The following is a 24,854-nucleotide window of genomic DNA, read 5'->3' as shown; positions in this document are numbered from 1 at the left end:
AACCGATGCCCTTCACGACATGCATGGCATGAAGCCGCAACGCCTGCGCACGCCCGGCAAGAATTAATCACGGGTTCAATGGTTTAGGTCCAGGCTGACACCTTGTCAGTTCGGTGCAGGCCGGGGGGCCACCCATGCGACGTCTTCTGATTCCCGTCATCGCCCTGGCCGGGCTGGGTGGTTGTGCCACCTACTATGACGATGCCCGCAGCAGCGGCCCGGGCGGCTATTACAGCGGCAGCCCGAGGTACGAGTATTCCTATCCGGACGGCTATTACGGTGGCTACGGGTCCGGCTACTACGGCTATGGTGGCTATGGCTATTCACCAGGCTATTACGGGTACTACAACCGCCCGTACTACGTGATCCGTCCCCAGCCGCGCCCGCCGCATGGCGGTCACGGCAACGATCACCGCCCGCCTCCCGATGCCAATGGCGGCGGCCATCGTCCACCACCGGGTGGCCCGCGGCCCGGCCGGCCCGGCGATGGTCGCCCGCGTCCGCCGTCTTCGGGCGGCGGGGATGGTCCGCGCCCCACGCTGCCGGATCGTCTGCGCCCGCCAACCGGCCGGCCGATGCCGCCGCGTGCCGAAGGCAGTGCCCGACCTTCGCGCCCGGCATCATCGCAATCCGCGCCAGATCGGCCGGCGCGGCGGGCGAAGCCGTGACCGATCGCTGCGCCAACGAGTGCCAAGGGAGTCTCACTTTGGCACTCGGTCGGGCAGTGACACGCGCCGAAGGCTTGCGCCGGCGGGAGTGTCCACGCAAGCTAACCGTCGTTGACCGGTTGCGTCGTTTTATGACGTAACAGGGGCATAAGGCTTCCCAGCTCTATGCCGACGCCCGGTGGGAAATCTGGATCCCCCCTGTTCCGGCCCTTGCCGGTCGTCGGCGCCTAACAACAACAACGCCCGGCAATGCCGGGCGTTGTTGTTTGCGGGATTGCCGGGCCAGTGGCCAGGATCCGGAAAAAAAGTGGGGCCGACAGTCCCCCGACTGCCGGCCCCGGCATCCCCAACGTGCGCTAGCGGCTGGCCCCTGTTCCAATACCAGCCTTAGGCGCCCGAAGTCGCTTGCCACGTTGGGTGCGGGAAGTACCAAGCAGGAGCCGTGCCAACTTTTTCGCAGCCGAGTGCCGCTGTCAGCCGCGCTGCATCCCCGCATGAGAAAATCCGCGTCATGAGCGCTTCCTTTCATTCCTACGACGTCATCGTGATCGGCGGCGGCCACGCCGGCACCGAAGCCGCGCTGGCTGCGGCCCGTGGCGGTGCCCGCACCCTGCTGCTGACCCATAACATCGAAACCGTTGGTGCGATGAGCTGCAACCCGGCCATCGGCGGGATCGGCAAGGGCCACCTGGTCAAGGAAATCGACGCACTCGGTGGTGCCATGGCGCATGCGGCCGACCTGGCCGGCATCCAGTGGCGCACGCTCAATGCTTCCAAGGGCCCGGCCGTGCGTGCCACGCGCTGCCAGGCCGACCGCGCGCTGTATCGCAGCGCGATCCGCCGCATCGTCGAGTCGCAGCCGAACCTGACCTTGTTCCAGGCCGCGGTCGATGATCTTGTGATCGAAGGTGACGCGGTGCGCGGGGTCCTGACCCAGACCGGCCTGCGCTTCGACGCGCCGGCCGTGGTCCTGACCGCCGGCACCTTCCTGGCCGGCAAGATCCATGTTGGTGAAACCCAGTACGCGGCCGGGCGCATGGGCGATCCGCCGGCGACCACCCTGGCCGCGCGCCTGCGCGAGCGCCCGTTCGCGATTGATCGCCTGAAGACCGGCACGCCGCCGCGCATCGACGGCCGCACCCTGGACTACACGGTGATGGACGAACAGCCCGGCGACGATCCGCTGCCGGTGATGTCCTTCATGGGCAGCGTCGCCGAGCACCCGGCCCAGGTCAGCTGCTGGATCACCCACACCACCGAGCGCACCCACGAGATTATCCGCGCCGCGCTGCACCGCTCGCCGCTATACAGCGGCCAGATCGAAGGCATCGGCCCGCGCTACTGCCCGTCCATCGAGGACAAGGTGGTGCGCTTCGCCGAGAAGGCCAGCCACCAGATCTTCGTCGAGCCCGAAGGCCTGGACGTGATCGAGATCTACCCGAACGGCATTTCCACCTCGCTGCCGTTCGACGTGCAACTGGACCTGGTGCGTTCGATCCGCGGCTTCGAACACGCACACATCACCCGCCCGGGCTATGCGATCGAATACGACTTCTTCGATCCGCGCGGGCTGAAGACTTCGCTGGAGACCAAGCAGGTGTCCGGCCTGTTCTTCGCCGGCCAGATCAACGGCACCACCGGTTACGAGGAGGCCGCCGCGCAGGGCCTGCTGGCCGGCGTCAACGCCGCACGCTTCACCCAGGAAAAAGCAGCCTGGTCGCCGCGCCGCGACGAGGCCTACCTGGGCGTGCTGGTCGATGACCTGATCACCCACGGCACCACCGAGCCGTACCGCATGTTCACCAGCCGCGCCGAGTACCGCCTGCAGCTGCGCGAGGATAATGCCGATGCGCGACTGACCCCGGTCGGTCGTGAGCTGGGCCTGGTGAACGACGCACGCTGGTCGCGCTTCGAGGCCAAGCGCGAAGCGGTCGAGCAGGAAACCACCCGCCTGCGCGCGCTGTGGGCTTCGCCCGGCAACGGCATCGGCCGCGAACTGGAAGCCACCCTCGGCGTGGCCGTGACCCGCGAGACCAATGCGCTGGACCTGATCAAGCGCCCCGAACTGGACTACGCCAAGCTGATGCAGGTGCCGGCGCTGGGGCCGGGCGTGGACGATGCACAGGTGGCCGAGCAGGTCGAGATCAGCGTCAAGTACGCCGGCTACCTGGATCGCCAGCGCACCGAGATTGAACGCCAGCAGCGCAACGAAGGCACGGCGATTCCGGTCGGCTTCGATTACGCCGGCGTCCGCGGCCTGTCGCTGGAAGTGGCGCAGAAGCTTGAACGCGTACAGCCGCAGACCGTGGGGCAGGCGCAACGCATTCCGGGCATGACGCCCGCGGCGATCTCGCTGTTGCTGGTCCATCTGGAGCGCGCGCGCCGCAGCGCGGTGGCCTGAGTTTCTGCGCAGACGGTGCGCCGTGCCGCGCCGTCGTCACACCGAACAGACGCAAACGGAGGGTTTCCCGTCAGCTTTCTGGCGGGATGTTCCTGCCTGTTCAGACTCGCTGCCGTTTGTCCGAGGCCCGTGCGAATGGACGATTCCCGGCGTGATAATCGCCGCGATCATTCGAAGCGCGAACGTCCCGCTGGTCGGTAGGCATGGTCCCCGATGGATGGCCTGCGTGGAGGCTCCGGATGCGCAATGGCGATGAGGTCATTCCCCATGCGCGTCGTTCGAACTGGTTGGACCCGACTCGCCCGCACCGCTGAGGTTGCCCGCGTGCACGGGCGGAGGGGAGGGCCGATGTGGCCGCTTCCTGACCTTGAACAACAAAGGACGATGTCGTGAAGACTCAGACTGGAGTTTCGGCCCTGTGCCGTGGCGCGTTGGTGCTGTTGGGCGTGCTGCTGGTGTTGCTGGGCGTGGTGTTGCTGGTGGGCGGCGTGAAGCTGGCCATGGTGGGCGGAAGCCTGTATTTCGGCCTGATGGGCGCGGCCACGTTGGTGGCCGGCGTGCTGGTGCTGCTGCGCCGGCCCAGTGGCGCGTTGCTGTATCTGCTCGCCTTCGCGCTCACCATCGTGTGGGCGCTGGTGGATGCGGGCCTGGCATTCTGGCCACTGATCTCGCGGTTGATGATGCCGGCCGCCTTTGCCGTGCTGGTGGCCCTGGCCTATCCCACGCTCAAGCGGCTGGCGGGCAAGACGGGTGGGCGTGGTGCCTATGCGCTGGCCGCGGTGGTCGCGGTGGGGTTCGCTGCCGGTTTTGCCGGCATGTTCGTGGCGCACCCGGAAGTGGAAGCCGATGGGCATGGGCCGGGGCTGACGCCGGTTGATCCGGCCCATGCGCAGAAAGACTGGGCCGCCTACGGCAACACCGCCGGTGGCAGCCGTTTCGCGGCGCTGGACCAGATCAATCGCGGCAACGTGAAAGACCTGAAGGTGGCATGGACCTACCACACCGGTGACGTGGCGATCAGCGATGGCAACGGTGCCGAAGACCAGAACACGCCGCTGCAGGTAGGCGACAAGTTGTTCGTGTGCACGCCGCACAACAATGTCATCGCGCTGGATGCAGCCACCGGCAAGCAGCTGTGGAAGCGCGAGATCAACGCCAAGGCCTCGGTGTGGCAGCGTTGCCGTGGATTGGCTTACTTCGACGCCGATGCACCGCTGCAGCAGCCGACCCTGGCCGGTGCTTCGCCGGTCACCCCGGTGGTGCTGGCGGACAACGCCAGCTGCCGTCGCCGGCTGTTGAACAACACCATCGATGGCCGCCTGATCGCTATCGATGCCGACACCGGCGCGCTGTGCGAAGGCTTCGGCCAGCATGGCCAGGTGGACCTGAAAGCCGGCCTGGGCGATGCGCCCGATCCGTTCTACCAGCTGACCTCGGCGCCGACGATGGCCGGGACCACGGTGGTGGTGGGCGGGCGCGTGGCCGACAACGTGCAGGCCGACATGCCTGGCGGCGTGATCCGCGGCTTCGACGTGATCACCGGCGCCCAGCGCTGGGCGTTCGATCCGGGCAACCCTGACGACAAGGCCGCGCCGGTCGACGGCAAGACCTACGTACGCAGCACGCCCAATTCGTGGGCGCCGATGTCCTACGATCCGGCGATGAACACGGTGTTCATGCCGATGGGCAGTTCCTCGACCGATCTCTACGGTGCCAAGCGCACCGGCCTGGACCATCGCTTCGGCGCATCGATCACCGCGCTGGATGCGACCACCGGCAACGTGAAGTGGGTCTACCAGACCGTGCACAACGATCTGTGGGACTTCGACCTGCCGATGCAGCCCAGCCTGATCGATTTCCCGAACCAGGACGGCGGCAGCACGCCGGCCGTGGTGATCGGCACCAAGGCCGGGCAGATCTACGTGCTGGACCGTGCCACCGGCAAGCCGCTGACCGACGTGCAGGAGACGCCGGTCAAGGGCTCGGACATCACCGGCGAGCAGTATTCGTTCACCCAGCCGCGGTCGGTGGGCATGCCGCAGATCGGCGTTGGGCCGCTGACCGAGTCGGGCATGTGGGGCGCCACGCCGATCGACCAGATGATGTGCCGCATCGCCTTCAAGCAGATGCGCTATGAAGGCCTGTACACCGCGCCGGGCACGGACAAGTCGCTGAGCTTCCCCGGTTCGCTGGGTGGCATGAACTGGGGCAGCCTGTCGGTCGATCCGGTGCATGGTTACATCTTCGCCAACGACATGCGCCTGGGCCTGTGGGTGCAGATGATCCCGCAGCAGCAGGACAGCGTCGCGGCCGCCTCCAGTGGTGGTGAAGCGGTCAACACCGGCATGGGCGCGGTGCCGTTGAAGGGCACGCCCTACGCGGTCAACAAGAACCGCTTCATGTCGGTGCTCGGCGTGCCCTGCCAGGCCCCGCCGTACGGCAGCCTGACGGCGATCAACCTGAAGACCCGCCAGATCGCCTGGCAGGTGCCGGTGGGCACGGTCGAAGACACCGGCCCGATGGGTATCAAGATGCACCTGCCGATGCAGATCGGCATGCCGACGCTGGGTGGCACGCTGTCCACGCAGGGTGGCCTGCTGTTCATCGCTGGCACCCAGGACTACTACCTGCGCGCCTTCGACACGGCCAATGGCAGGGAGCTCTGGAAGGGCCGTCTGCCCGTGGGCAGCCAGGGTGGTCCGATGACCTACACCCAGCACGGCAAGCAATACATCGTGATCACCGCCGGCGGCGCACGCCAGTCGCCGGATCGTGGCGACGCGGTGATCGCCTACGCGTTGCCTGAGCAGAAGTAAGTACTGGGATCATCGCGTTTGATGACGGGCGGATCGCGTGGCGGTCCGCCCGTTTTCTTTGGCGCGGTTTGCGTCGAATCCGCCTGCGGTGTGGCACTTTCCCATTCAACGCGGACAGTGTCTTTCCTTCCGTTCGCGCGGGGCGTGGGGCGTCCGGCACCGCGGGCACCGGCGACGGCATGCGCTTACCATGGCAGACCGCCAGCCCAGCCCCGACGTACGCCACGCAATGACCGATTCCCCGAAGGCTTCCCGCACCCGGCGTGCTAGCGCCGCGCCCGCACCCAGCGAGCGTGGCCTGGCGCGCGAGATCATGCGCCAGATCGACAGCGCCCAGGGCGACCCGGATTTCATGACCTCGCTGGCGCGCGGCATGGCGGTGTTGAGCGTGTTCGCCCAGCATGGGCGCGAGGTGACCATGTCGCAGATCAGCGCCGACACCGGCATCCCGCGCGCGGCGGTGCGGCGCGCGTTGTATACGCTGGCCAAGCTGGGCTACGTGGGCGAACACGGCCGCGGCTACGTGCTGCTGCCGCGGGTGCTGGCCATCGGTGGCGCCTACGTGGCCTCGGCGTCGATGGCGGTGGCCGCCCAGCCGGTGCTGGATGCGTTGCGCGATGCGGTGCACGAGTCGTGCTCGCTGGGCGTGCTCGACGGCGACGACCTGCTCTATATCGCCCGTGCCGAAACCGTGCGGATCATGTCGATCGGCCTGCGTTCGGGCAGCCGCCTGCCGGCGTACTGCACCTCGATGGGCCGCGTGCTGCTGGCCGCGCTGCCGGAAGACACGCTGGAAGGCTATCTGGAACGCAATCCGCTGCGCCCGCGCACCGAACGCACCGTCACCAATCCGACCGACCTGCTGGAACTGCTGGCCAAGGTCCGCCGCGACGACATGTCGCTGACCGACCAGGAGTTGGAGATCGGCCTGCGTTCGATCGCGGTGCCGGTACGCAACCGCAGGGGCGAGACGGTGGCGGCGCTGAACATCGGCACGCAGGCCGGGCGCATCAGCCTGCAGACGATGCATACGCAGTTGCTGCCGCCGCTACGGGAGGCGGCGTTGCGGTTGGGGGCGGTGTTGAGTTGATGCTTTTTTCTGGCGCGCTTCTTGCGCGCTGCTGCACCGGGTTGAAGCAACTGCTTTGAAGCAGAGCTTTCGCACGGCTTCGCCGCGCAACTTCCTTTTGTCTTGGCAAAAGGAAGAAAAACCGCAGGCGCCGTCCCACAGACGGGATTGAAAACACTCGCCGATGCTGCGCATCGGTGCCCTGTGTTCCTCGCCTGAAATGGCACGGCGCGGGAACTCGCTGCGCTCAGACACCCGCGCCTCTTCGGCCATTTCAGCCTGTGGTACTCGGCTCGCTCTAAGGCGCTGAAGATCAAGCGTAAGCTCCCCCGCCTGACAGAGACCGCATAAGTAGAACTTTCTGGCATCTTTCCCAGCCAGGAGGTTTCATGCGTACATCCAAGTTCACCGAGTCGCAGATCGTCGCCACGCTCAAGCAGGCTGATGCGGCCTACCGGTCAAGGACCTCTGCCGCCAAGCCGGGATCAGCACAGCGACGTATTACCAGTGGAAGAGCAAGTACGGCGGCCTGGAAGCCTCCGAGCTGCGCCGGGTCAAGGAGCTCGAGTCCGAGAACGCCAAGCTCAAGCGGATGTACGCCGAGCTGGCGCTGGACAACGCGGCGATGAAGGATCTGATCGCAAAAAAACTCTAGGGCCGGCGCGTAAGCGCCAAGCCGTCCAGCATCTGGTGGAGGTGCATGGGCGGCCACTGCGTCGGTCCTGTGGCTGTGTCGGCCTGTCGAGAGCGGCGTGGTACGCGCCGCCATTGGACTGGACGGTGCGCGATGCCGAGTTGATCGCGGCCATCGCCGGCTTCGTGGAAGCCCACCCAAGCCGCGGCTTCTGGAAGTGCAGCGATCAGCTGCGCAAGACACACCCGGACTGGAACCCCAAGCGGATCTATCGCGTGTACAAGGCCATGAAGCTCAACCTGCGTCGCGCCGCCAAGCGGCGCCTTCCCAAGCGAGAGCGCGTTGCGCTCTACATCCCGGCGCTGCCTGATGCGGTCTGGTCGGTCGACTGGGTTCACCCCATTATCCCGGACACTTACAGGAAGGTTGCTCCGGGAGGCCTGAGGAGTGTTCATGTCAAAGCGCAGGATAGATCTTGCCGATGAAGGCGAGACGGCCAGCTTGAACCGGGCGGCTCGACTGATGGCGGCTGACGGCCTGCAGGGTTGTCCGTCCGAAGCGGTGCGGTCAGCGCAGCCAGCCAGCGCTGACGCCGCCGGGCATGCGCAACCTGTTGGGGCGGGACTTCAGCGCTCTGGAGCCAGAGACCAAGTGGGTCACTGATATCACCGAGATCATGACCGGCGAGAGCAGGCTGTACCTGTGCATCGTGCTGGACCTGTTCGACCACCGGGCCGCAGGCTGGTCAATGAATCACCGGCAGGACCGACAGATGGTGATCCGGGCGGTGCAGATGGCGGCCTGGCACCGCCAGGGCGACGAAGTGTTGATGAGGTTCTCCACCCTTTCGCAACCGTCCGTGGTCTTGGGGGTAGAACCCTGGCTAGTAGAGCGTTCGCGCGATAGGCGGCCGGTGGTGGGCTAAGTTATTGATTCTTAATATTTCCTGCTTGCGTCATATACGGACCTCCACAGCCGGCCTGTCCGCCGTGCGGTCCGCTGCGTTCCGCCCCTGCCAAGACGCCCATCGGCCCGTCCGGTACGATGCCGGCCCTGTTTTTCTGCCTCATCAAAGGACCGCCATGAGCGATTCGGACAACACCCGTGGCGGCGTCAGCCGCGACCAGGCCGAGGATGCCGTGCGCACCCTGCTGCGCTGGGCCGGCGAAGACCCGGCCCGCGAAGGCCTGCTGGACACGCCCAAGCGCGTGGCCAAGGCCTACGGCGACTGGTTCAGCGGCTACCAGCGCGATCCGCACGAATACCTGGCCCGCACCTTCGAGGAAGTGGCCGGCTACGACGAGCTGATCGTGCTGCGTGGCATCGAGTACGAAAGCCACTGCGAACACCACATGGCGCCGATCATCGGCCGCGTCCACGTGGGCTACCTGCCCGACGGCAAGGTGGTGGGCATCAGCAAGCTGGCGCGGGTGGTGGAGGCCTACGCGCGCCGCTTCCAGGTGCAGGAAAAGATGACCGCGCAGATCGCCCAGTGCATCCAGGACGTGCTGCAGCCGCGCGGCGTGGCTGTGGTGGTGGAGGGCGCGCACGAGTGCATGACCACCCGCGGCGTGCACAAGCGCGGCGTCAGCATGGTCACCAGCAAGATGCTGGGCGCGTTCCGCGAAGACGCACGCACGCGCGCTGAATTCCTGCAGTTCATCGAAGTCGGCACCAAGCGCTGAGCCGGGCCATCGGGCCGCGCCGGACGGGGTAGGATCGCCAGGTCTTCCCGACCGCCCAGGCCCGCATGACCCCGGTGTCCAGCACGCGTTACAGCGCACGTACCCGCGTCTTCCACTGGTTGACCGTCGTCCTGGTCGCCGGGGCCTACGTCACCATCAACGTGCGGACGCTGCTGGAAAAGGGCACCCCCGAGCGGACGCTGGTGATGCAGTCCCACTTCCTGTTCGGCCTGGCGGTGCTGCTGGTGGCCCTGCCCAGGATCGTCTCGCGCCTGGGCGCGCACACGCCGCCGATCCAGCCACCGCCGCCGGGCTGGATGCACCGGGCCGGGCAGCTGACCCACGTGCTGCTGTACGCCTTCATCGTCATCCAGCCGTTGCTCGGCCTGGTGTCGGGCCTGGCCGATGGCAAGGGCGTGGGGCTGCCGGGCGGGTTCCGCATCCCCGGGTTCTTCGGCACGCACGAGGCGCTGTCGCACGCGTTGAAGTCGGCCCATGTGTGGCTGGGCACGGCCTTCTACTGGGTGATCGGCCTGCACATCCTGGCGGCGTTGTTCCACCTGCTGGTGCGCCGGGACAACGTGGTCCAGCGGATGCTTTGACGGCGATGTGTATACTGCGCGCCCCGTTGGCGATGCCGGCGGGGAACCTCCTTGGGGAGTAGCCGGCTCTTCCGCACTGCGGAGCGAGCGTAGCCGTCAACATACTTGGCCCACATCGGCCATGGCGGATGCAACCACTTTCGGTTGGCGAGACCAACGAGCAGCCCAGCACGGCTCATGGCCGGCGTGCAGGGCCGTTCGTTTCGTCCGCGTTCCCGGCCTGGTGTTTTGAACCCCATGAATCCCGTTTCCATCCTGATGCTCGGCCTGGCCATGTCCACCGATGCGTTCGCCGCTGCGCTTGGCAAGGGCGCGGCCATGACCAGGCCGCAGTGGCCGCAGGCGCTGCGCGTCGGCCTGATCTTCGGCGTGGTCGAGTCCATCACCCCGGTTATCGGCTGGCTGATCGGCTCGGCCGCCTCCCGCTACATCGAAGCCTGGGACCACTGGATCGCCTTCGTCCTGCTGGCCGCGCTGGGCCTGCACATGATCTGGAAGGCGTTGCACGAGACTGACGAAGACGATGCGGAAGGCGCCGACCACAAGCACGGCAACATCGTCACCCTGGCCCTGACCGGCCTGGCCACCAGCATCGACGCGATGGCCGTTGGCGTGGGCCTGGCCTTCGTGCAGGTGCCGATCTTCGTGGTGGCCGGCGTGATCGGCCTGTGCACCTTCACCATGGTCACGCTGGGGGTGATGCTGGGGCGCGCGCTGGGTTCGGTGATCGGGCGTCGCGCCGAGCTGGTGGGCGGCGTGATCCTGATCCTGGTCGGTGCGGCGATCCTGTACGAGCACCTCAGCGGCGCGGCAGGTTGATCGCGATGGCCACGCCTGTTCCCACTGCCTGCCCTTGCGACAGCAGCCTGCCCTACGCGCGCTGCTGTGGCCCGCTGCACGCCGGTGCGCCCGCGCTGGACGCGAAGGCCTTGATGCGTTCGCGCTACAGCGCCTACGTGCTGGGCGATGCCGACTACCTGCGTGCCAGCTGGCACGCGTCTACGCGTCCGGCCGAGCTGTCGCTGGCCGACGCGCCTGGCCAGCGCACCACCTGGCTGGGCCTGAAGGTGGAATCACACACCGTCACCGGCGAGGACACGGCTGAAGTGGTGTTCACCGCACGCCTGCGCGTGGGCGGCGGCTCGGCCCAGCGCATGCACGAACACAGCCGGTTCATGCGTGAAGACGGGCACTGGTTCTACCTGGATGGCGAGGTGCGCTGAACCGCAGGCGATCACGCTGCCGATGGCATGCATCTGCGGTGAAAGCGTCAACAGACCGCCGAAATACTGCGTTGCAGCCGGTTCTTCACGCCGGGGGGCTAGCATCTGCACCCCCTGCCGCCGGTCGCGCGCGCATCCCCCCTTTTTTCCCAACATCGGAGCATTCCCATGTCCCATGCCCACGGCTACGCCGCCCTGTCCGCCGATGCGCCGCTGGCGCCGTTCGCTTTCGAACGCCGCACGCCCGGCCCGAACGATGTCCAGATCGACATCCTGTATTGCGGCATCTGCCATTCCGACCTGCACACCGCGCGCAACGAGTGGCAGAACACCGTCTTCCCGTCGGTGCCGGGCCACGAGATCGTCGGCCGCGTCACCGCCGTCGGCAGTGATGTCACCGGCTTCAAGGTCGGCGACCTGGCCGGCGTCGGCTGCATGGTCGACAGCTGCCGTACCTGTCCGTCCTGTGAGGCGGGCGAAGAGCAGTACTGCGACAACGGCTTCACCGGCACCTACAACGGCCCGCTGTTCGGCGGTGGCGAGAACACCTATGGCGGCTATTCCGACCACGTGGTGGTCGATGAAAAGTACGTCCTGCGCGTGACCCACGGCACCGACAACCTGGCCGCGGTCGCCCCGCTGCTGTGCGCCGGCATCACCGTGTACTCGCCGATGGCGCACTGGAAGGTCGGTCCCGGCCAGTCGGTGGGCGTGGTCGGCCTGGGCGGCCTGGGCCACATGGCGGTGAAGATCGCCAAGGCAATGGGTGCGCATGTGGTGCTGTTCACCACCTCGGAAAGCAAGCGCGAAGACGGCAAGCGCCTGGGCGCCGATGAAGTGGTGATCTCCAGGGACGAAACGCAGATGGCCGCGCAGGGCGGCAAGCTGGATTTCATCATCAACACCGTGGCCGCCTCGCACAACCTGGACCCGTTCCTCAACGCGCTCAAGCGTGATGGCGCGATGGTGCTGGTCGGTGCGCCGGAGCATCCGCACCCCACGCCGACCGTGTTCAACCTGATCATGCGTCGCCGCACGATTGCCGGCTCGCTGATCGGCGGCATCGCCCAGACCCAGGAAATGCTCGATTTCTGCGCCAAGCACGGGATCGTGTCGGACATCGAAGTGATCGACCCGGCGCAGATCAACGACGCCTACGAGCGCATGCTCAAGGGCGATGTGAAGTACCGCTTCGTGATGGACCTGGCCAAGCTGGACAAGGCTGCGTAAGGCTTCGCCTCAACGACGGAACAACGGGCGGCTGGCTAGACTGGCCGCCCGTTTTTGTTTGCGCGAGCCGACATGCCTTACACCCTGACCGAAGACACCCTGCTTGGCCTGCCCGTGCTGCGGGTGGAAACGCCGCTGTGCCGCGCGGCGTTGTCGCTGCATGGCGGCCAGCTGCTGTCGTTCATCCCGGCCGGTGGCGATGACGTGCTGTGGCTGTCGCCGCTGGCCAAGGGGGCGCCCGGCGCGATCCGCGGCGGCGTGCCGGTGTGCTGGCCGTATTTCGGCAAGGAGAACCAGCCGGCCGACGCGCAGCAGCACGGCTTCGCCCGCAACACGACATGGACGCTGGACGACACGCGCGAGGACGGCGACGGCAACCTGCACCTGACGCTCTCGCTGCCAGAAGATGCAAGCACGCCACTGCGTTTGAGGCAGACGCTGGTGCTGGGCGTCGGCCTGCAGCAGGCCCTGATCACCCACAACCCGTCCGATGTCAGGCTCGGCTTCACCCAGGCACTGCACAGCTACTTCGCGGTGGGCGAAGCCTCGCGGGTGCGCGTGGAAGGCCTGGACGGGCTGGACTACGCCGACAAGTACACCGGCGACACCTTCGCCCAGTCCGGCGACTGGTCACTGGACGATCCGCGCGATCCGGGCCGTAGCGATCGCATCTACCACGCGGCCGGCGGGCACTACGTGCTGCACGATCCCGCACGCGGGCGTCGCCTGCGCATCAGCACGACCGGCAGCCATGCGCTGGTGGTCTGGAACCCGGGCCAGGCCGGTGCCCAGGCGATGGGCGATGTGCCCGATGCGGCCTGGCACGACTTCCTGTGCGTGGAAGCGGCCAACGCCGCGCGCGACATCGTCACCCTGGCCCCTGGCGCCACGCACACGCTGGCCCAGACGGTGGAAGTGCTGCCGCTGGGGTAACGCCGGCGAGTGGATTGGGTGCGGCTTGCGGCGGCGTCTCAGCGGCCGTGGCTGTCGTCCGCCAACGCCACGATGGCATCGACCACGCCCGCTGCGCGTCGGGCGGATCGTCTGGTGTCGCCTTCGGTGCCGCAGCTGTTGATGCCGGCGTGCCGGCGGATTCTTCCAAGCTGCCCATGACCGGCGGTCGCAACCAGCAGCTGCGTACCGGCATCGGCCAGCAGCGCACAGACCAGGCTGTCGGCCGGGCCGGACACGGCGTTGATCGTGGGTGCGAACGAAGTCGCGGCCGGTGCCTGCGTCATCGGGACGTAGGCCGATAGCAGTGTCACGCCGAGCAGCCACGTGCAGGTCATGCGCAGGGGACGATGTGAAGCACGCATTGTGGATTGCCCTCCAGGCGCGCAGCAGCGAATGCAGGCCGCGTGTGAAGAAACAACGGCACGGGGCGCATCAACCCGGACACTGTCAGGCCACAGCCCGCTACCTGGTCGGGCGAACGACGGCGGTCCGCCGCTCACGCAACCGGATGCGCGCAACCGCTCAGAGCCGGGCGTAGGCGTAATGGCCCAGCTCGCGCAGTTTGCGCAGCGCTTCCTCGCGTTCGTCCTCGTCCAGGCCATCGGTCAGGAACACCAGCGTCTGCCCGTTGCGGGCGATGGACAGCACCGCGATGTCGGCCAGCACGCCGTTCTTCGCATCGCGCGCCTCGACCACCGCGGTCGCGAAATTGCCAAGCCCCTGCAGCGATACCAGCCGCACGCGCGATCGCGCGCCGGGCATGCCGGTGTCGATGAAGCCGCTGACCAGGTCGCGGACTTCGTCCTGCGGGGTGTGGCCCTTGGATGGCCATTGCTGCAGCAGCAGGCGGCCGAAGTCGCCATTCCATTCGCAGGCGGCAATGCCGAAGGCATCGTGCCGCTCCGGCCTGCTGCTGACGGTGCTGCTGAAGACCGCGTGCAGTTCCGCATCGGTGATCAGCTCGCATGGCGTGCTGGCCACCGTTGGCGTGGATGCCGCAACGGGCGGCGGTGGCGTGGGTTCGGCCGGAGCGGTTATTTGGGCAGCGGGCGGCGACTTGCCGCACGCCATCAGCAGCGAGGGCATCAGCAGGATCAGGATCAGACGCAGGCGGACGTCGAGGGGGCGACGTGGACGCATGGGAATTCCGGGGAGTGCCGGGTGGGGGAAGCCGGCTTCTGTCCTTTTCAGAACCCCTTTTGCGGCGCTTTCAGGACACCGCGCATGCGCAGCGCGTGCGCCATGCAACAGCAGGCCGCCTGGCGTGGCGGCCTGCGTTCTTGCATCGTCTCCAGATCATTTTCCACGCGCGCCAACCTCGGTCCGGCGCGCGCGGTGAGCGACGGCTTACTTGCCGGTGATTTCGCGGGCGTGTTCCGACAGCACCGGCAGCTGTGCCCGGGTCACGCCATCGACCGGTTGCACACTGAACATGTAGCTCGTGTTCCACCACGCGCCAGCGGCCCAGTAGGTCCAGCCCAGCCACACGTCATCGTTGGCCTGCATGTACTCCAGCATGCCGTCCAGCGCGGTCATGCAGGTGTCGTTATCGGCGGCACCGAATTCTCCGAGGAAGCCGATCTTGTTGTTCGCACGCAGCCATTCGGTGAAGCCCTCGAGCTTGTCCGCGCCGATGGTGGTGCTGACGCAGGTGGCCGAGGTGCCCGAATAATCCTGGTCCAGGTACTGATGCACTTCGTAGGCCAGGTTGGCGGCCGGATCGCTCAGGTTGGCCAGCGCGTCGCCGTTGGACACGCCGCCGCCGGCCGAGGCGCTGTTCCAGCTGTGCGCGCCGGTCCAGGCCACGCCGGGCACCAGCACCAGGTTCTTCGCACCGGTGGCGCGGATCGCATCAATCGCCGCCTGTGCGGCATCGGCCCAGGTCGTGGACGACAGTCCGGCCGGTTCATTCATCAGGCCGAAGATCACGGCATCGTCGTTGGCGAAGGCGCTGGCCAGCTGGCTCCACAGGTCGGCGAAGACCGCATCGGGCACGCTGCTGCTGCCGATCAGCGCGCCGTTGTACTTGGCGTAGTTGTGCGGGTCCAGGATGACTTTCAGGCCATGGTTCCTGGCGCGCGTCACCGCCGTGGTGATGTAGGACAACTGCGCGGCATCCAGCGTGGTGCCGGCCTGGGGCTCCAGCCGCTCCCACAGGAACGGAAGCCGGATCACGTTCATGCCCTGCCCGGCGAAATAGGCAAAGTCGGAATCCGAGGGATACACGTAATTCTTGTACAGCACGCCCGGTTTGACCGATGCGTTGAACTCGGCGCCGGCGAGGTTGACCCCGGCGTACGCGAGGGTGGTCTGGGCGTGTGCGGCGGAGGTGCTGGCCAGTGCGGTGGCAAGGGCCAGTGCGGACAGTGACGTGGGGATCGAAAGGCGCATGGGGGAATTCCTGTCGGGCGTGGCATGGCGGTACGCGCACGCGATGGGGGAGGACGTCGTGCTGGCGGCGGAATCCGTGGCGGCGCGGCGGCGGGTGGCATCCGCGGGTGTGCCGCCTTGACTGACGTCGGCGTGTTGCTCGAGGTACTCCGTCGAAGAGAAACGCAGCTGCATCGCGTGCAGCAGGTCCCGCCCTCTCTTGTCGAAGTCAGCAAGGAATCTCGCATGTCCCATGCCGTGCGCAAGCGATCGAGGGCGGGCATGTCGCGTGTTGTGACAGGGTGCCGTGCACGCGCGTGGCACGGGAAACATTGCATCGCGCGGAACTGTGCATTCGGACACGCGCCTGGAAAAACAGCCGCTCGGGAGAGCGGCTGTCAGGGTGTCGGCGATGGTCGATTTGTGTCCTCAGTCGGCGCTCTGTTTCGCGCCGGTCACCTCACGCGCGTACTTCGACAGCACCGCCATCTGCGGCGTGTCGTTGCCTTCCTTGTCCGGTTGCACGTTGAACATGTAGCTCGGTGGCCACCACCCGCCCGCGGCCCAATAGCTCCAGCCGCGCCACACATCGCCGTTGGTCTGCATGTAGGCCAGCATCTTGTCGAGCGCGGCCAGGCAGGTCGGATCGGTGCTGGCGCCGAACTCGCCCAGGAAGCCGGTCTTGCCGTGTTCGCGCAGCCAGCGGGTGAAGCCTTCCAGCCGGCGCACGCCGATGCTGTCATCGCTGCCGCATTCGGGTTTGGTGCCGGACGAATCCTTGTCGATGTACTGATGGACCTCGAACACCATCTGGTTGGCAGGGTCGGTGAGTTTGGCCAGCGCGTCGCCATTGGAGGTCCCGCGGCCGGCGGTCAGGCTGCCCCAGCTGTGCGCGCCGCTCCAGGCGGTGCCCGGCACCAGGATCAGGTTGTTCGCCCCGGCCGCACGGATCGCGTCGATCGCCGCCTGCGCGGACTGCGCCCAGTCGCTGGCGCCCATGTCGTGCGGCTCGTTCATCAGGCCGAATAGCACCCGCGGATTGTTGGCGAAGGCGGGCTCCCTGGCCAGGCGTGTCCACAGGTCGGTGAAGACCTCCACGGGCACTGCGTCGCTGCCGATCTTCTGGCCGTTGTACCGGGCGTAGTTGTGGATATCCAACAGCACGCTGATGCCGTGCTTGGATGCGGTTTCCACGGTTTTCTGCAGCAGCTTGAGCTGGGTCGGGTCGAACTCGCCCTTAGGCTGCGGCTGCAGGCGCTCCCACAGGAACGGCAGCCGCACCACGTTCATGCCCTTGCTGGCGAAGTAGACGAAATCCTTCTCCGATGGGTAGGTGTAGTCCTTGAACAGCGTGCCGGGCTTCTGGCTGGACTTGAACTCGGCGCCGGCCAGATTGACGCCGGCGTACTGCAGCACGCGCTGCTGGGCCATGGCCGCCAGTGGCGTGCCTGCCATTGCGAGCGCCAGCAGCAGGCCGGGGGTGCGGAAGAGGGTCGGGCGCATGGGCAACTCCTGGCATGCGGCCACCACGGCGCCGTCGTCAGCGAAGGATCGCGGGGTGGCCATGGCAGCAACGCAGGCTGCGGTGGGGGAAGGCGGATGCATCGCCGCGACCAGCCTAGGTCATCCAATGCAACCGCAGGATGAAACCGATACCGTCGCCTGCCTGACCGTGCAGTCAGGCCGTTCCACTCAGTGCGCGGCGCGCGGGCGCAGCACCAGCAGGGTCAGGGCGCCGCCCAGCAGGCCCCAGAACGCGGCGCCGATGCCGGCCAGGGTCAGTCCCGAGGCGGTGATCAGGAAGGTCACCAGCGCGGCCTCGCGGCTACCTTCGTCCTTCAACGCACCGCTCAGGCTGCCGCCGAGCGTGCCCAGCAGGGCGATGCCGGCGATGGCCATCACCAGTTCTTTCGGGAAAGCCGCCAGCAGGGTCACCACGGTCGCGCCGAACAGCCCGACGACCAGGTAGATCACGCCCGCCCAGACCGCGGCCATGTAGCGACGCGCCGGATCGGGATGGGCTTCGGGGCCCATGCAGATCGCGGCGGTGATCGCGGCCAGGTTCAGCGAGAACGCACCGAACGGCGCCAGCAGCACGTTCAGCGCGCCAGTCCAGCCGATCACCGGCGACACCGGTACCTGGTAGCCCGATGCACGGATCACCGCCACGCCGGGCACGTTCTGCGAGGCCATGGTCACCACGAACATCGGCAGTGCCAGGCCCAGCAGCGCGGCGAAGGAAAAACTGGGCGTGACCCAGGCCGGTCGCGCCGGCGCCAGGGTGACGCCACCCAGGTGCAGCAACCCGCTGCTGGCCGCCACCAGGATGCCCACCAGCAGCGTGGCGATCACCGCATAGCGCGGCCACAAGCGTCGTGTGAGCAGGTAAACGGCCAGCATCGCCAGCACCAGCGCCGGCTGGGTCTTCAGCGCGACGAAGGTATCCAGGCCGAAGCGCAGCAATACGCCGGCCAGCATGCCTGCGGCCAGCGGCAGCGGAATGCGGCCGAGCATCTTCTCGAACACGCCGGAGAATCCCGCGATCGCCACCAGCACGGCGCACACCACGAATGCGCCGATCGCATCGGACAGCGGCAGGCCGGTGGTGGTCGCCGCCAGCATCGCCGCCGCGGGCGTGGACCACGCCGTCACCACCGGCACCCGATAGCGCAGTGACAGCCCGATGCAGGTCACGCCCATGCCTAGCCCTAACGCCAGGATCCACGAGCTGATCTGCGCCTGGCTGGCGCCGACCGATTGGGCCGCCTGGAACACGATCACCGCCGAACTGGCGAAGCCCACCAGCACCGTGACAAAGCCGGCCGCGAGCGCCGACAGGGAGGAATCGCGCAGGACGCGGGTGGGGGACGAAACGGACATCGGCGCAACTTTCTTCAAGGCGGCCGCCGGTTGGACCGGTGCCGGTGGAAGCAGGCGCGGTTCGCGCCTGCGTTGGATCAGCCCAGCAGCGAGGTCACGATGCTGGCGGCGGCGTCGCGGCCTTCGGCCACGGCGGTCACGACCAGGTCGGCGCCGCGCACTGCGTCGCCACCGGCGAACAGCTTCGGGTTGGTGGTCTGGTAGGGCAGGCGGCCATCGGCTTCGCCACCGGCGATGATGCGGCCGTTGGACTGGCCTTCCACGCCCACCGCCGACAGCCATTCGGGCAGGGTCGGCGAGAAGCCGAAGGCGATGATCACCACGTCGGCGTCCAGCAGCGATTCGCTGCCTGCAATCGGCTCGGCGTTCTGGCGGCCGCGAGCGTCGGGTTCACCCAGGCGGGTTTCGACCACCTGCACCGCGCTGACCTTGCCATCGGCACCGGCTTCCACCGATAGCGGCTGGCGATTGAACAGGAAGCGCACGCCTTCTTCGCGCGCGTTGGCCACTTCGCGCGCGCTGCCGGGCATGTTGGCCTCGTCGCGGCGGTAGGCACAGGTGACCTTGGCCGCTCCCAGGCGGATCGCGCTGCGCACGCAGTCCATGCCGGTGTCGCCGCCGCCCAGCACGACCACGCGCTTGCCGGTCAGGTCGGGCAGGGTGATCTTGTCTTCCCAGCCGGCAATCGGCCGGCCCCAGGTGTCGCCGCCGGTGACGATGCGCGCGTTCTGCACCAGGAACGGCAGCGCCGGCAGCACGCCTTCCAGGTCCTGGCCGGGCAGGCCGCCATCGGTGTAACGGTAGGCGCCGGTGCCCAGGAACACCGCGTCGAACTCTTCCAGCAGCTGGGCGACCGATACATCGCGGCCGACTTCAACGCCCAGACGGAACTCCACGCCCATGCCTTCCAGCACGTGGCGGCGGGTGGCGATGACCGACTTGTCCAGCTTGAAGCTGGGGATGCCGAACTGCAGCAGCCCGCCGATCTGTTCGTAACGGTCGAACACCACGGCGTGGATGCCGGCATGGGCCAGCTTGTCGGCGCAGGCCAGGCCGGCCGGGCCCGCGCCGATCACAGCCACGCGCTTGCCGGTGGGCGTGACGCTGGACATGTCCGGGCGCCAGCCGGTGGCCAGGGCGGTGTCGACGATGTACTTCTCGACCGCGCCGATGGTCACCGCGCCGAATTCCTCCAGCGTGCAGCTGCCTTCGCACAACCGATCCTGCGGACACACCCGGCCGCAGACTTCCGGCAGCGGGTTGGTGGAATGGCACAGGGTGGCCGCTTCGTGGATGCGGTTTTCCTGGACCAGCTGCAGCCACTGCGGGATGGCGTTGTGGACCGGGCACTTCCAGCTGCAGTACGGGTTGCCGCAGTCCAGGCAGCGACCAGCCTGGTACTGGGCGTCGGCCTTGTCGAACTTGCCGTACAGCTCGCCCCAGTCGCCGGACGTGCGCAGCTCCACCGGGATGCGCTGGGGCATCTGGCGGGGCAATTCGAGGAACTGGAAGGCTTGCTTGCGGCTCATGGCGTGTCTCGGCTCAGTCGTGCGCCCGGCGTGTTCGGCCGGGCAATGCGGCGTGCGTGGAAGGAAGGTCGAAGCGGTCGGCGCGCGGGTTACGCGCGCGCCGGTTTTCGCGTGTCCTTGCCAGGCAGGCGCGGTGCGGCAGGGCGGTGGATCATCACGCGGCCCTGCGCAGGGCGTCGGTCAGCGATTCGATGCTGGCCGCCTTCGGCTTCACCAGCCAGAACTTGCCGATGTAGTCGCGGAACTCATCCAGGATCTGCTGGGCCCAGATGCTGCCGGTGAGTTCCCGGTGGCGCTGGATCAGCGTGTGGATGTGCTGGCGGTAGTTCTCGAAGCCTTCCGGGCTGATCCGGTGGATGTCGATCAGCTCGTGGTTGTAGCGGTCGACGAAGTCGCGATCCATGTCCAGCACATAGGCCAGGCCACCGGTGAAGCCGGCGCCGAAGTTCAGCCCGGTACGGCCCAGCACCATCACCACGCCGTCGGTCATGTATTCGCAGCAGTGGTCGCCGGCGCCTTCGATCACCGCCAGCGCGCCGGAGTTGCGCACGCCGAACCGCTCGCCGGCACGGCCCGCGGCAAACAGCTCGCCGCCGGTGGCGCCGTACAGGCAGGTGTTGCCGATGATCGCGGTGTTGCGGGCCTCGAAGCGCGCGCCGCGCGGCGGACGCACCACCAGCCGGCCGCCGGCCATGCCCTTGCCGACGTAGTCGTTGGCTTCGCCTTCCAGCTCCATGTGCAGGCCGCCGGCGTTGAACGCGCCGAAACTCTGCCCGGCGCTGCCGCGGAAGCGCAGGTGCAGCGGCGTATCGGCCATGCCCTGGTTGCCGTGGACCCTGGCGATGGCGCCGGACAGGCGCGTGCCGATCGAGCGGTCGGTGTTGTGGATCAGGAAGCGGTGTTCGCCACCGGCCTTGGTCCGGATCGGTTCGGCCAGCAGGCCATCGAGCTGGGTCGCCAGGCTGTCGGGCGATTCATACAGGCGCTGCGCGCCGCAGCTGCTGCTGTCGAACTGAGCGCCGGCCAGCAGGCGCGACAGATCGACGTTGACGCCTTCGCGCGGAGAGACGTTGAGCTGTTCCAGCAGGTCGGTGCGGCCGATGATTTCATCCAGCGACCTGGCGCCCAGGTAGGACAGCCACTGGCGCACTTCCTCGGTGAGCAGGCGGAAGTAATTTTCCACGCGCTCGGGCAACCCGGTGAAGTACTCCGCGCGCAGGCGCTCGTCCTGGGTGGCCACGCCGGTGGCGCAGTTGTTGAGGTGGCAGATGCGCAGGTACTTGCAGCCCAGCACGATCATCGGACCGGTGCCGAAGCCGAAGCTGTCGGCGCCCAGCAGCGCGGCCTTGACCACGTCCAGGCCGGTCTTCAGGCCGCCGTCGGTCTGCAGCACCACGCGGTCGCGCAGCTGGTTGACCACCAGCGCGTGGTGCGATTCGGCCACGCCCAGTTCCCACGGGCCGCCGGCATAGCGGATCGAGCTGAGCGGGCTGGCACCGGTGCCGCCATCGTGGCCGGACACGGTGATCAGGTCCGCGCCGGCCTTGACCACGCCCGCGGCAATCGTGCCGACGCCGGCATGGCTGACCAGCTTCACCGACACCAGCGCGGTCGGGTTGACCTGCTTGAGGTCGTAGATCAGCTGGGCCAGGTCTTCGATGGAATAGATGTCGTGGTGCGGCGGCGGCGAGATCAGGCCGATGCCGGGCTTGGCGTAGCGCAGCTTGGCGATCAGTTCGTTGACCTTGTGGCCGGGCAGCTGGCCGCCTTCGCCGGGCTTGGCGCCCTGGGCGACCTTGATCTGCAGCACTTCGGCGTTGACCAGGTATTCGGGGGTCACGCCGAAGCGGCCGGAGGCGACCTGCTTGATCTTGGAGCGCTTCTCGGTGCCGTAGCGGACCGGATCCTCGCCACCTTCGCCGGAGTTGCTGCGCCCGCCCAGGCGGTTCATCGCGATGGCCAGCGCTTCGTGCGCCTCGGGCGAGAGCGCCCCCAGGCTGATGGCGGCGGTGTCGAAGCGACGCAGGATCTCCGACGCATCGGCGACCTGGTCCAGCGGCGTGGGCGTGTCGGACTTCTTCAGCACCAGCATGTCGCGCAGGGCCGACGGCGGACGGTGGTTCACCGCATCGGCGTACTTCTGCCAGTCGCCCTGCTGGCCACTGCGCGCCGCGCGCTGCAGGGTCAGCACCACGTCCGGGTTGTACATGTGGTATTCGCCGCCATGCACGTACTTGATCAGGCCGCCGACTTCGGGCTTGAGCAGGTCGTTCCAGGCGCGTGCGCTGAGCTGGCGCGCTTCGGTATCCAGGCGGGCCAGGCCGGCGCCGCCAACGCGCGAGGCGGTGCCGGTGAAGCACAACTCCACCACGTCATCGTCCAGGCCGATGATCTCGAACAGCTGCGCGGCGCGGTAGCTGGCGATGGTGGCGATGCCCATCTTGGAGATGATCTTGGACAGGCCCTTGTAGATGCCCTTGCGGTACTTGCGGCCGATCTGGGCCTGCTCGCCGCCCTTCTTCAGCTGCAGGATGCCGCGACGACCCAGGTCGAACAGGGTCTGGTAGGCCAGGTACGGATACACCGCGGTGGCGCCATAGCCCAGCAGGCAGGCCATGTGGTGTGCATCGCGCGCGGTGCCGGTTTCGATGATCAGGTTGACGTCGCAGCGCAGGCCGGCGCGTGAGAGGTGGTGATGCACCGCGCCGGTGGCCAGCAGTGCATGGACCATCGGCCGGTCGGTGGTCGGGTAGCGGTCGGACAGCAGCAGCATGACCATGCCGTCGCGCGCGGCGGCTTCGGCGGCGGCGCAGATCCGTTCGATGCCGGCCTTCAGCCCTTCCTCGACGCTGTAGGACAGGTCGATCAGCCGGTTCTTGGCCGCGTACTGCTCCATCTTCAACAGCTGGCGCAGCTTGCGCTGGCTCAGCACCGGCGAATTCAGGATGACGTGGTTCACCGTCTCCGGGCCGGCGTGGAAGATGTTGGTCTCCCGGCCCAACTGGGTGGACAGCGACATGACGCAGTCTTCGCGCAGCGGATCGATCGGCGGGTTGGTGACCTGCGCGAACGCCTGGCGGAAATAGTCGTACAGCGGCCGGGTGTGCTGGCTCAGCACCGCCATCGGCGTGTCGTCGCCCATCGAGCCGGTGGCTTCCTGCTCCATCTCGGCCAGCGGGCGCAGCACCTGCTCCACTTCCTCGGTGCTGAGCTGGAACAGCTTGTGGTAGCTGCGCAGGGTCTTCTCGTCGAAGGGTTCCTCGACCAGCGACGGATCGATCAGCTCGGTCTGCAGGTAGGTCACGCCCTGCTGCAGCCACTGCTTGTACGGCGCGCGCGCGCGATTGACGCGGTCGATGGCGTCCGAATCCAGCAGGTCGCCGCGCTTGAGGTCGATGGCCATCATCTCGCCCGGGCCCAGCTTGCCCTTGCGGGTGATGCGTTCGGCCGGCAGTTCCCACACGCCGGCTTCGGAGGCGACCAGGAAGTGACGGTCGGAACTCAGCATCCAGCGCGCCGGGCGCAGGCCGTTGCGGTCGAGCATGCACGCGGCATAGCGGCCGTCGCAGGCGACGATGCCGGCCGGGCCGTCCCACGGCTCGGTGTTCAGGCCGTAGAACTCGTAGAACGCGGCCAGGTCCGAATCCTTGAACTCCAGCGACTGGGTTGCCGGCGGCACCAGGATGCGCAGCGCCTGCAGCAGGTCCATGCCACCGGCGATCAGCAGCTCCAGCATGTTGTCCAGGCTCTGCGAATCGGAGCCGTGCATGGAGATGACCGGGTTGAACTGGCCGATGTCGAACTTCGGCGTCTTCCACACCTTGCTGCGCGCCTGCGCCCAGGAGCGGTTGCCTTCGATGGTGTTGATCTCGCCGTTGTGGGCGAGCATGCGGAACGGGTGCGCCAGCGGCCAGCGCGGCAACGTGTTGGTCGAGAAACGCTGGTGGAACACGATCGCGCTGGAGGTCAGGTCGCTGCGCTGCAGGTCCTGGAAGAAGGTGGACAGCTTGTCCGGCAGCACCATGCCCTTGTAGCCGATCGAATGCGGCGACAGGGTGACCACGTAATAGTCATTGGTGGCTTCGCGCACGGCCTGTTCGCTGCGGCGACGTGCCAGGAACAGGCCCAGGGTGAAGGCCTCCACGTCCTGGCCTTCGCCGGCTTCGACGAAGATCTGTTCGATGCGCGGCAGGGTGCTCTTGGCCAGTTCGCCGCACACCGATTCGTCGGTCGGCGGCACGCGCCAGCCGCGCACGCGCGCGCCGACGGTGGCCAGTTCGGCTTCCAGTTGGGTGCGGCATTGCGCGGCCAGGTCGGCATCGTTGGGCAGGAACACCAGGCCCGAGGCAAACGTCGCGCCGAGCGAAATATTCGCCTCGCGCGCCAGCGCCCGCAGGAAGGCATCCGGTTTGCGGATCAGCAGGCCGCAGCCGTCGCCGGTCAGGCCGTCGGCGGCGACGCCACCGCGGTGGGTCATGCGCGACAGCGCAGCGATGGCGGTATCGACGAGCTGGCGCGATGGCTGATCGTCCAACTGCGCGACCATGCCGAAACCACAGGCATCGCGTTCATCGTTGGGGTCGTACAGCCCGTGGCGGTTGCGGGGGGCCATTGGTGCTACCTCAAAACAGGGAGGGTGAGGCGGCACCCGTGCCCTTCATTGGGCGGCGCAGACGAGTAGAGGTGTCACCGGACTTGCGATAACACCACAAGTTGGTGCGCCGCCGCAACGGTCGCGCCAACATGGTGCGCAGACGGTTTCAGGGGCAACGAAAAAGCGGTGCGCGCATCGC

17 protein-coding genes, 2 pseudogenes and 1 riboswitch are annotated in these 24,854 nt (G+C 67.4%); of the genes and pseudogenes, 12 read left to right on the top strand and 7 right to left on the bottom strand.

The window, feature by feature from the left end; genetic code table 11:
• Window positions 1-134: 134 nt before the first annotated feature.
• The 12 genes and pseudogenes from O8I58_RS11555 to O8I58_RS11500 all read left to right on the top strand — a co-directional run bounded on the left by O8I58_RS11555 (window position 135) and on the right by O8I58_RS11500 (window position 13,261).
• Window positions 135-668 (top strand): hypothetical protein, encoded by a 534-nt coding sequence (locus tag O8I58_RS11555; RefSeq protein WP_298315953.1) that lies wholly within the window; start codon window positions 135-137, stop codon window positions 666-668.
• Window positions 669-1,179: 511 nt separating this feature from the next.
• Complete coding sequence (mnmG, locus tag O8I58_RS11550) at window positions 1,180-3,069, top strand: tRNA uridine-5-carboxymethylaminomethyl(34) synthesis enzyme MnmG (RefSeq protein ID WP_298315950.1); 1,890 nt, start codon at window positions 1,180-1,182, stop codon at window positions 3,067-3,069.
• Window positions 3,070-3,458: 389 nt separating this feature from the next.
• Window positions 3,459-5,885 (top strand): membrane-bound PQQ-dependent dehydrogenase, glucose/quinate/shikimate family, encoded by a 2,427-nt coding sequence (locus tag O8I58_RS11545; RefSeq protein WP_298315948.1) that lies wholly within the window; start codon window positions 3,459-3,461, stop codon window positions 5,883-5,885.
• 229 nt (window positions 5,886-6,114) lie between these two features.
• Complete coding sequence (locus O8I58_RS11540) at window positions 6,115-6,975, top strand: IclR family transcriptional regulator domain-containing protein (RefSeq protein WP_298315945.1); 861 nt, start codon at window positions 6,115-6,117, stop codon at window positions 6,973-6,975.
• A gap of 368 nt (window positions 6,976-7,343) precedes the next feature.
• Window positions 7,344-7,983 (top strand): annotated as a pseudogene (locus O8I58_RS11535) (transposase); the annotation flags it as partial.
• A gap of 61 nt (window positions 7,984-8,044) precedes the next feature.
• Window positions 8,045-8,405: pseudogene (locus O8I58_RS11530) on the top strand (DDE-type integrase/transposase/recombinase); the annotation flags it as partial.
• A 265-nt stretch (window positions 8,406-8,670) separates the two neighbouring features.
• Complete coding sequence (gene folE, locus O8I58_RS11525; RefSeq protein ID WP_298315942.1) at window positions 8,671-9,273, top strand: GTP cyclohydrolase I FolE; 603 nt, start codon at window positions 8,671-8,673, stop codon at window positions 9,271-9,273.
• A gap of 65 nt (window positions 9,274-9,338) precedes the next feature.
• Window positions 9,339-9,875 carry a cytochrome b gene (locus O8I58_RS11520; protein WP_298315939.1) on the top strand — a complete coding sequence of 179 codons (537 nt, stop codon included), beginning with the start codon at window positions 9,339-9,341 and terminating at the stop codon, window positions 9,873-9,875.
• Between the two features lie 46 nt (window positions 9,876-9,921).
• A riboswitch (yybP-ykoY riboswitch) is annotated at window positions 9,922-10,104 on the top strand.
• 8 nt (window positions 10,105-10,112) lie between these two features.
• Window positions 10,113-10,694, top strand: a complete 582-nt coding sequence (locus tag O8I58_RS11515) for a manganese efflux pump MntP (RefSeq protein WP_298315936.1) — start codon at window positions 10,113-10,115, stop codon at window positions 10,692-10,694.
• A gap of 5 nt (window positions 10,695-10,699) precedes the next feature.
• Entirely contained in the window at window positions 10,700-11,098 is a 399-nt protein-coding gene (locus O8I58_RS11510) for a YchJ family protein (protein ID WP_298315934.1), read from the top strand.
• Window positions 11,099-11,266: 168 nt separating this feature from the next.
• Entirely contained in the window at window positions 11,267-12,328 is a 1,062-nt protein-coding gene (locus tag O8I58_RS11505) for an NAD(P)-dependent alcohol dehydrogenase (protein WP_298315931.1), read from the top strand.
• Between the two features lie 72 nt (window positions 12,329-12,400).
• On the top strand, window positions 12,401-13,261 hold the full coding sequence (locus tag O8I58_RS11500; protein ID WP_298315928.1) for a D-hexose-6-phosphate mutarotase: 861 nt from the start codon (window positions 12,401-12,403) through the stop codon (window positions 13,259-13,261).
• 38 nt (window positions 13,262-13,299) lie between these two features.
• Here O8I58_RS11500 and O8I58_RS11495 read toward each other — a convergent pair whose 3' ends face one another.
• From O8I58_RS11495 to gltB, 7 genes are all read right to left on the bottom strand, one after another.
• Window positions 13,300-13,617, bottom strand: a complete 318-nt coding sequence (locus O8I58_RS11495) for a hypothetical protein (protein WP_298315925.1) — start codon at window positions 13,615-13,617, stop codon at window positions 13,300-13,302.
• A gap of 187 nt (window positions 13,618-13,804) precedes the next feature.
• On the bottom strand, window positions 13,805-14,422 hold the full coding sequence (locus O8I58_RS11490; RefSeq protein WP_298315923.1) for a hypothetical protein: 618 nt from the start codon (window positions 14,420-14,422) through the stop codon (window positions 13,805-13,807).
• Between the two features lie 207 nt (window positions 14,423-14,629).
• On the bottom strand, window positions 14,630-15,673 hold the full coding sequence (locus tag O8I58_RS11485) for a glycoside hydrolase family 5 protein (RefSeq protein ID WP_298315920.1): 1,044 nt from the start codon (window positions 15,671-15,673) through the stop codon (window positions 14,630-14,632).
• Between the two features lie 408 nt (window positions 15,674-16,081).
• Window positions 16,082-17,107 (bottom strand): glycoside hydrolase family 5 protein, encoded by a 1,026-nt coding sequence (locus O8I58_RS11480; protein ID WP_298322919.1) that lies wholly within the window; start codon window positions 17,105-17,107, stop codon window positions 16,082-16,084.
• 237 nt (window positions 17,108-17,344) lie between these two features.
• Window positions 17,345-18,532, bottom strand: coding sequence for a benzoate/H(+) symporter BenE family transporter (locus O8I58_RS11475; protein WP_298315917.1), 1,188 nt, complete (start codon window positions 18,530-18,532; stop codon window positions 17,345-17,347).
• A gap of 77 nt (window positions 18,533-18,609) precedes the next feature.
• Window positions 18,610-20,061 (bottom strand): glutamate synthase small subunit GltD family protein, encoded by a 1,452-nt coding sequence (locus tag O8I58_RS11470; RefSeq protein WP_298315914.1) that lies wholly within the window; start codon window positions 20,059-20,061, stop codon window positions 18,610-18,612.
• Between the two features lie 154 nt (window positions 20,062-20,215).
• Complete coding sequence (gltB, locus tag O8I58_RS11465; RefSeq protein ID WP_298315911.1) at window positions 20,216-24,673, bottom strand: glutamate synthase large subunit; 4,458 nt, start codon at window positions 24,671-24,673, stop codon at window positions 20,216-20,218.
• Window positions 24,674-24,854: the final 181 nt, after the last annotated feature.

Source organism: Pseudoxanthomonas sp. (assembly GCF_027498035.1).
Lineage (GTDB): Bacteria > Pseudomonadota > Gammaproteobacteria > Xanthomonadales > Xanthomonadaceae > Pseudoxanthomonas_A.
The sequence above is the reverse complement of the archived record's forward strand: the minus strand, read 5'-3'. Positions and strand labels throughout refer to the sequence as shown.

Coding starts and splice junctions, on each gene's coding strand:
- O8I58_RS11555 (WP_298315953.1), top strand. CDS start 135: ATGCGACGTCTTCTGATTCCCGTCATCGCCCTGGCCGGGCTGGGTGGT.
- mnmG (WP_298315950.1), top strand. CDS start 1,180: ATGAGCGCTTCCTTTCATTCCTACGACGTCATCGTGATCGGCGGCGGC.
- O8I58_RS11540 (WP_298315945.1), top strand. CDS start 6,115: ATGACCGATTCCCCGAAGGCTTCCCGCACCCGGCGTGCTAGCGCCGCG.
- folE (WP_298315942.1), top strand. CDS start 8,671: ATGAGCGATTCGGACAACACCCGTGGCGGCGTCAGCCGCGACCAGGCC.
- O8I58_RS11520 (WP_298315939.1), top strand. CDS start 9,339: ATGACCCCGGTGTCCAGCACGCGTTACAGCGCACGTACCCGCGTCTTC.
- O8I58_RS11515 (WP_298315936.1), top strand. CDS start 10,113: ATGAATCCCGTTTCCATCCTGATGCTCGGCCTGGCCATGTCCACCGAT.
- O8I58_RS11510 (WP_298315934.1), top strand. CDS start 10,700: ATGGCCACGCCTGTTCCCACTGCCTGCCCTTGCGACAGCAGCCTGCCC.
- O8I58_RS11505 (WP_298315931.1), top strand. CDS start 11,267: ATGTCCCATGCCCACGGCTACGCCGCCCTGTCCGCCGATGCGCCGCTG.
- O8I58_RS11500 (WP_298315928.1), top strand. CDS start 12,401: ATGCCTTACACCCTGACCGAAGACACCCTGCTTGGCCTGCCCGTGCTG.
- O8I58_RS11495 (WP_298315925.1), bottom strand. CDS start 13,617: ATGACCTGCACGTGGCTGCTCGGCGTGACACTGCTATCGGCCTACGTC.
- O8I58_RS11490 (WP_298315923.1), bottom strand. CDS start 14,422: ATGCGTCCACGTCGCCCCCTCGACGTCCGCCTGCGTCTGATCCTGATC.
- O8I58_RS11485 (WP_298315920.1), bottom strand. CDS start 15,673: ATGCGCCTTTCGATCCCCACGTCACTGTCCGCACTGGCCCTTGCCACC.
- O8I58_RS11480 (WP_298322919.1), bottom strand. CDS start 17,107: ATGGCAGGCACGCCACTGGCGGCCATGGCCCAGCAGCGCGTGCTGCAG.
- O8I58_RS11475 (WP_298315917.1), bottom strand. CDS start 18,532: ATGTCCGTTTCGTCCCCCACCCGCGTCCTGCGCGATTCCTCCCTGTCG.
- O8I58_RS11470 (WP_298315914.1), bottom strand. CDS start 20,061: ATGAGCCGCAAGCAAGCCTTCCAGTTCCTCGAATTGCCCCGCCAGATG.
- gltB (WP_298315911.1), bottom strand. CDS start 24,673: ATGGCCCCCCGCAACCGCCACGGGCTGTACGACCCCAACGATGAACGC.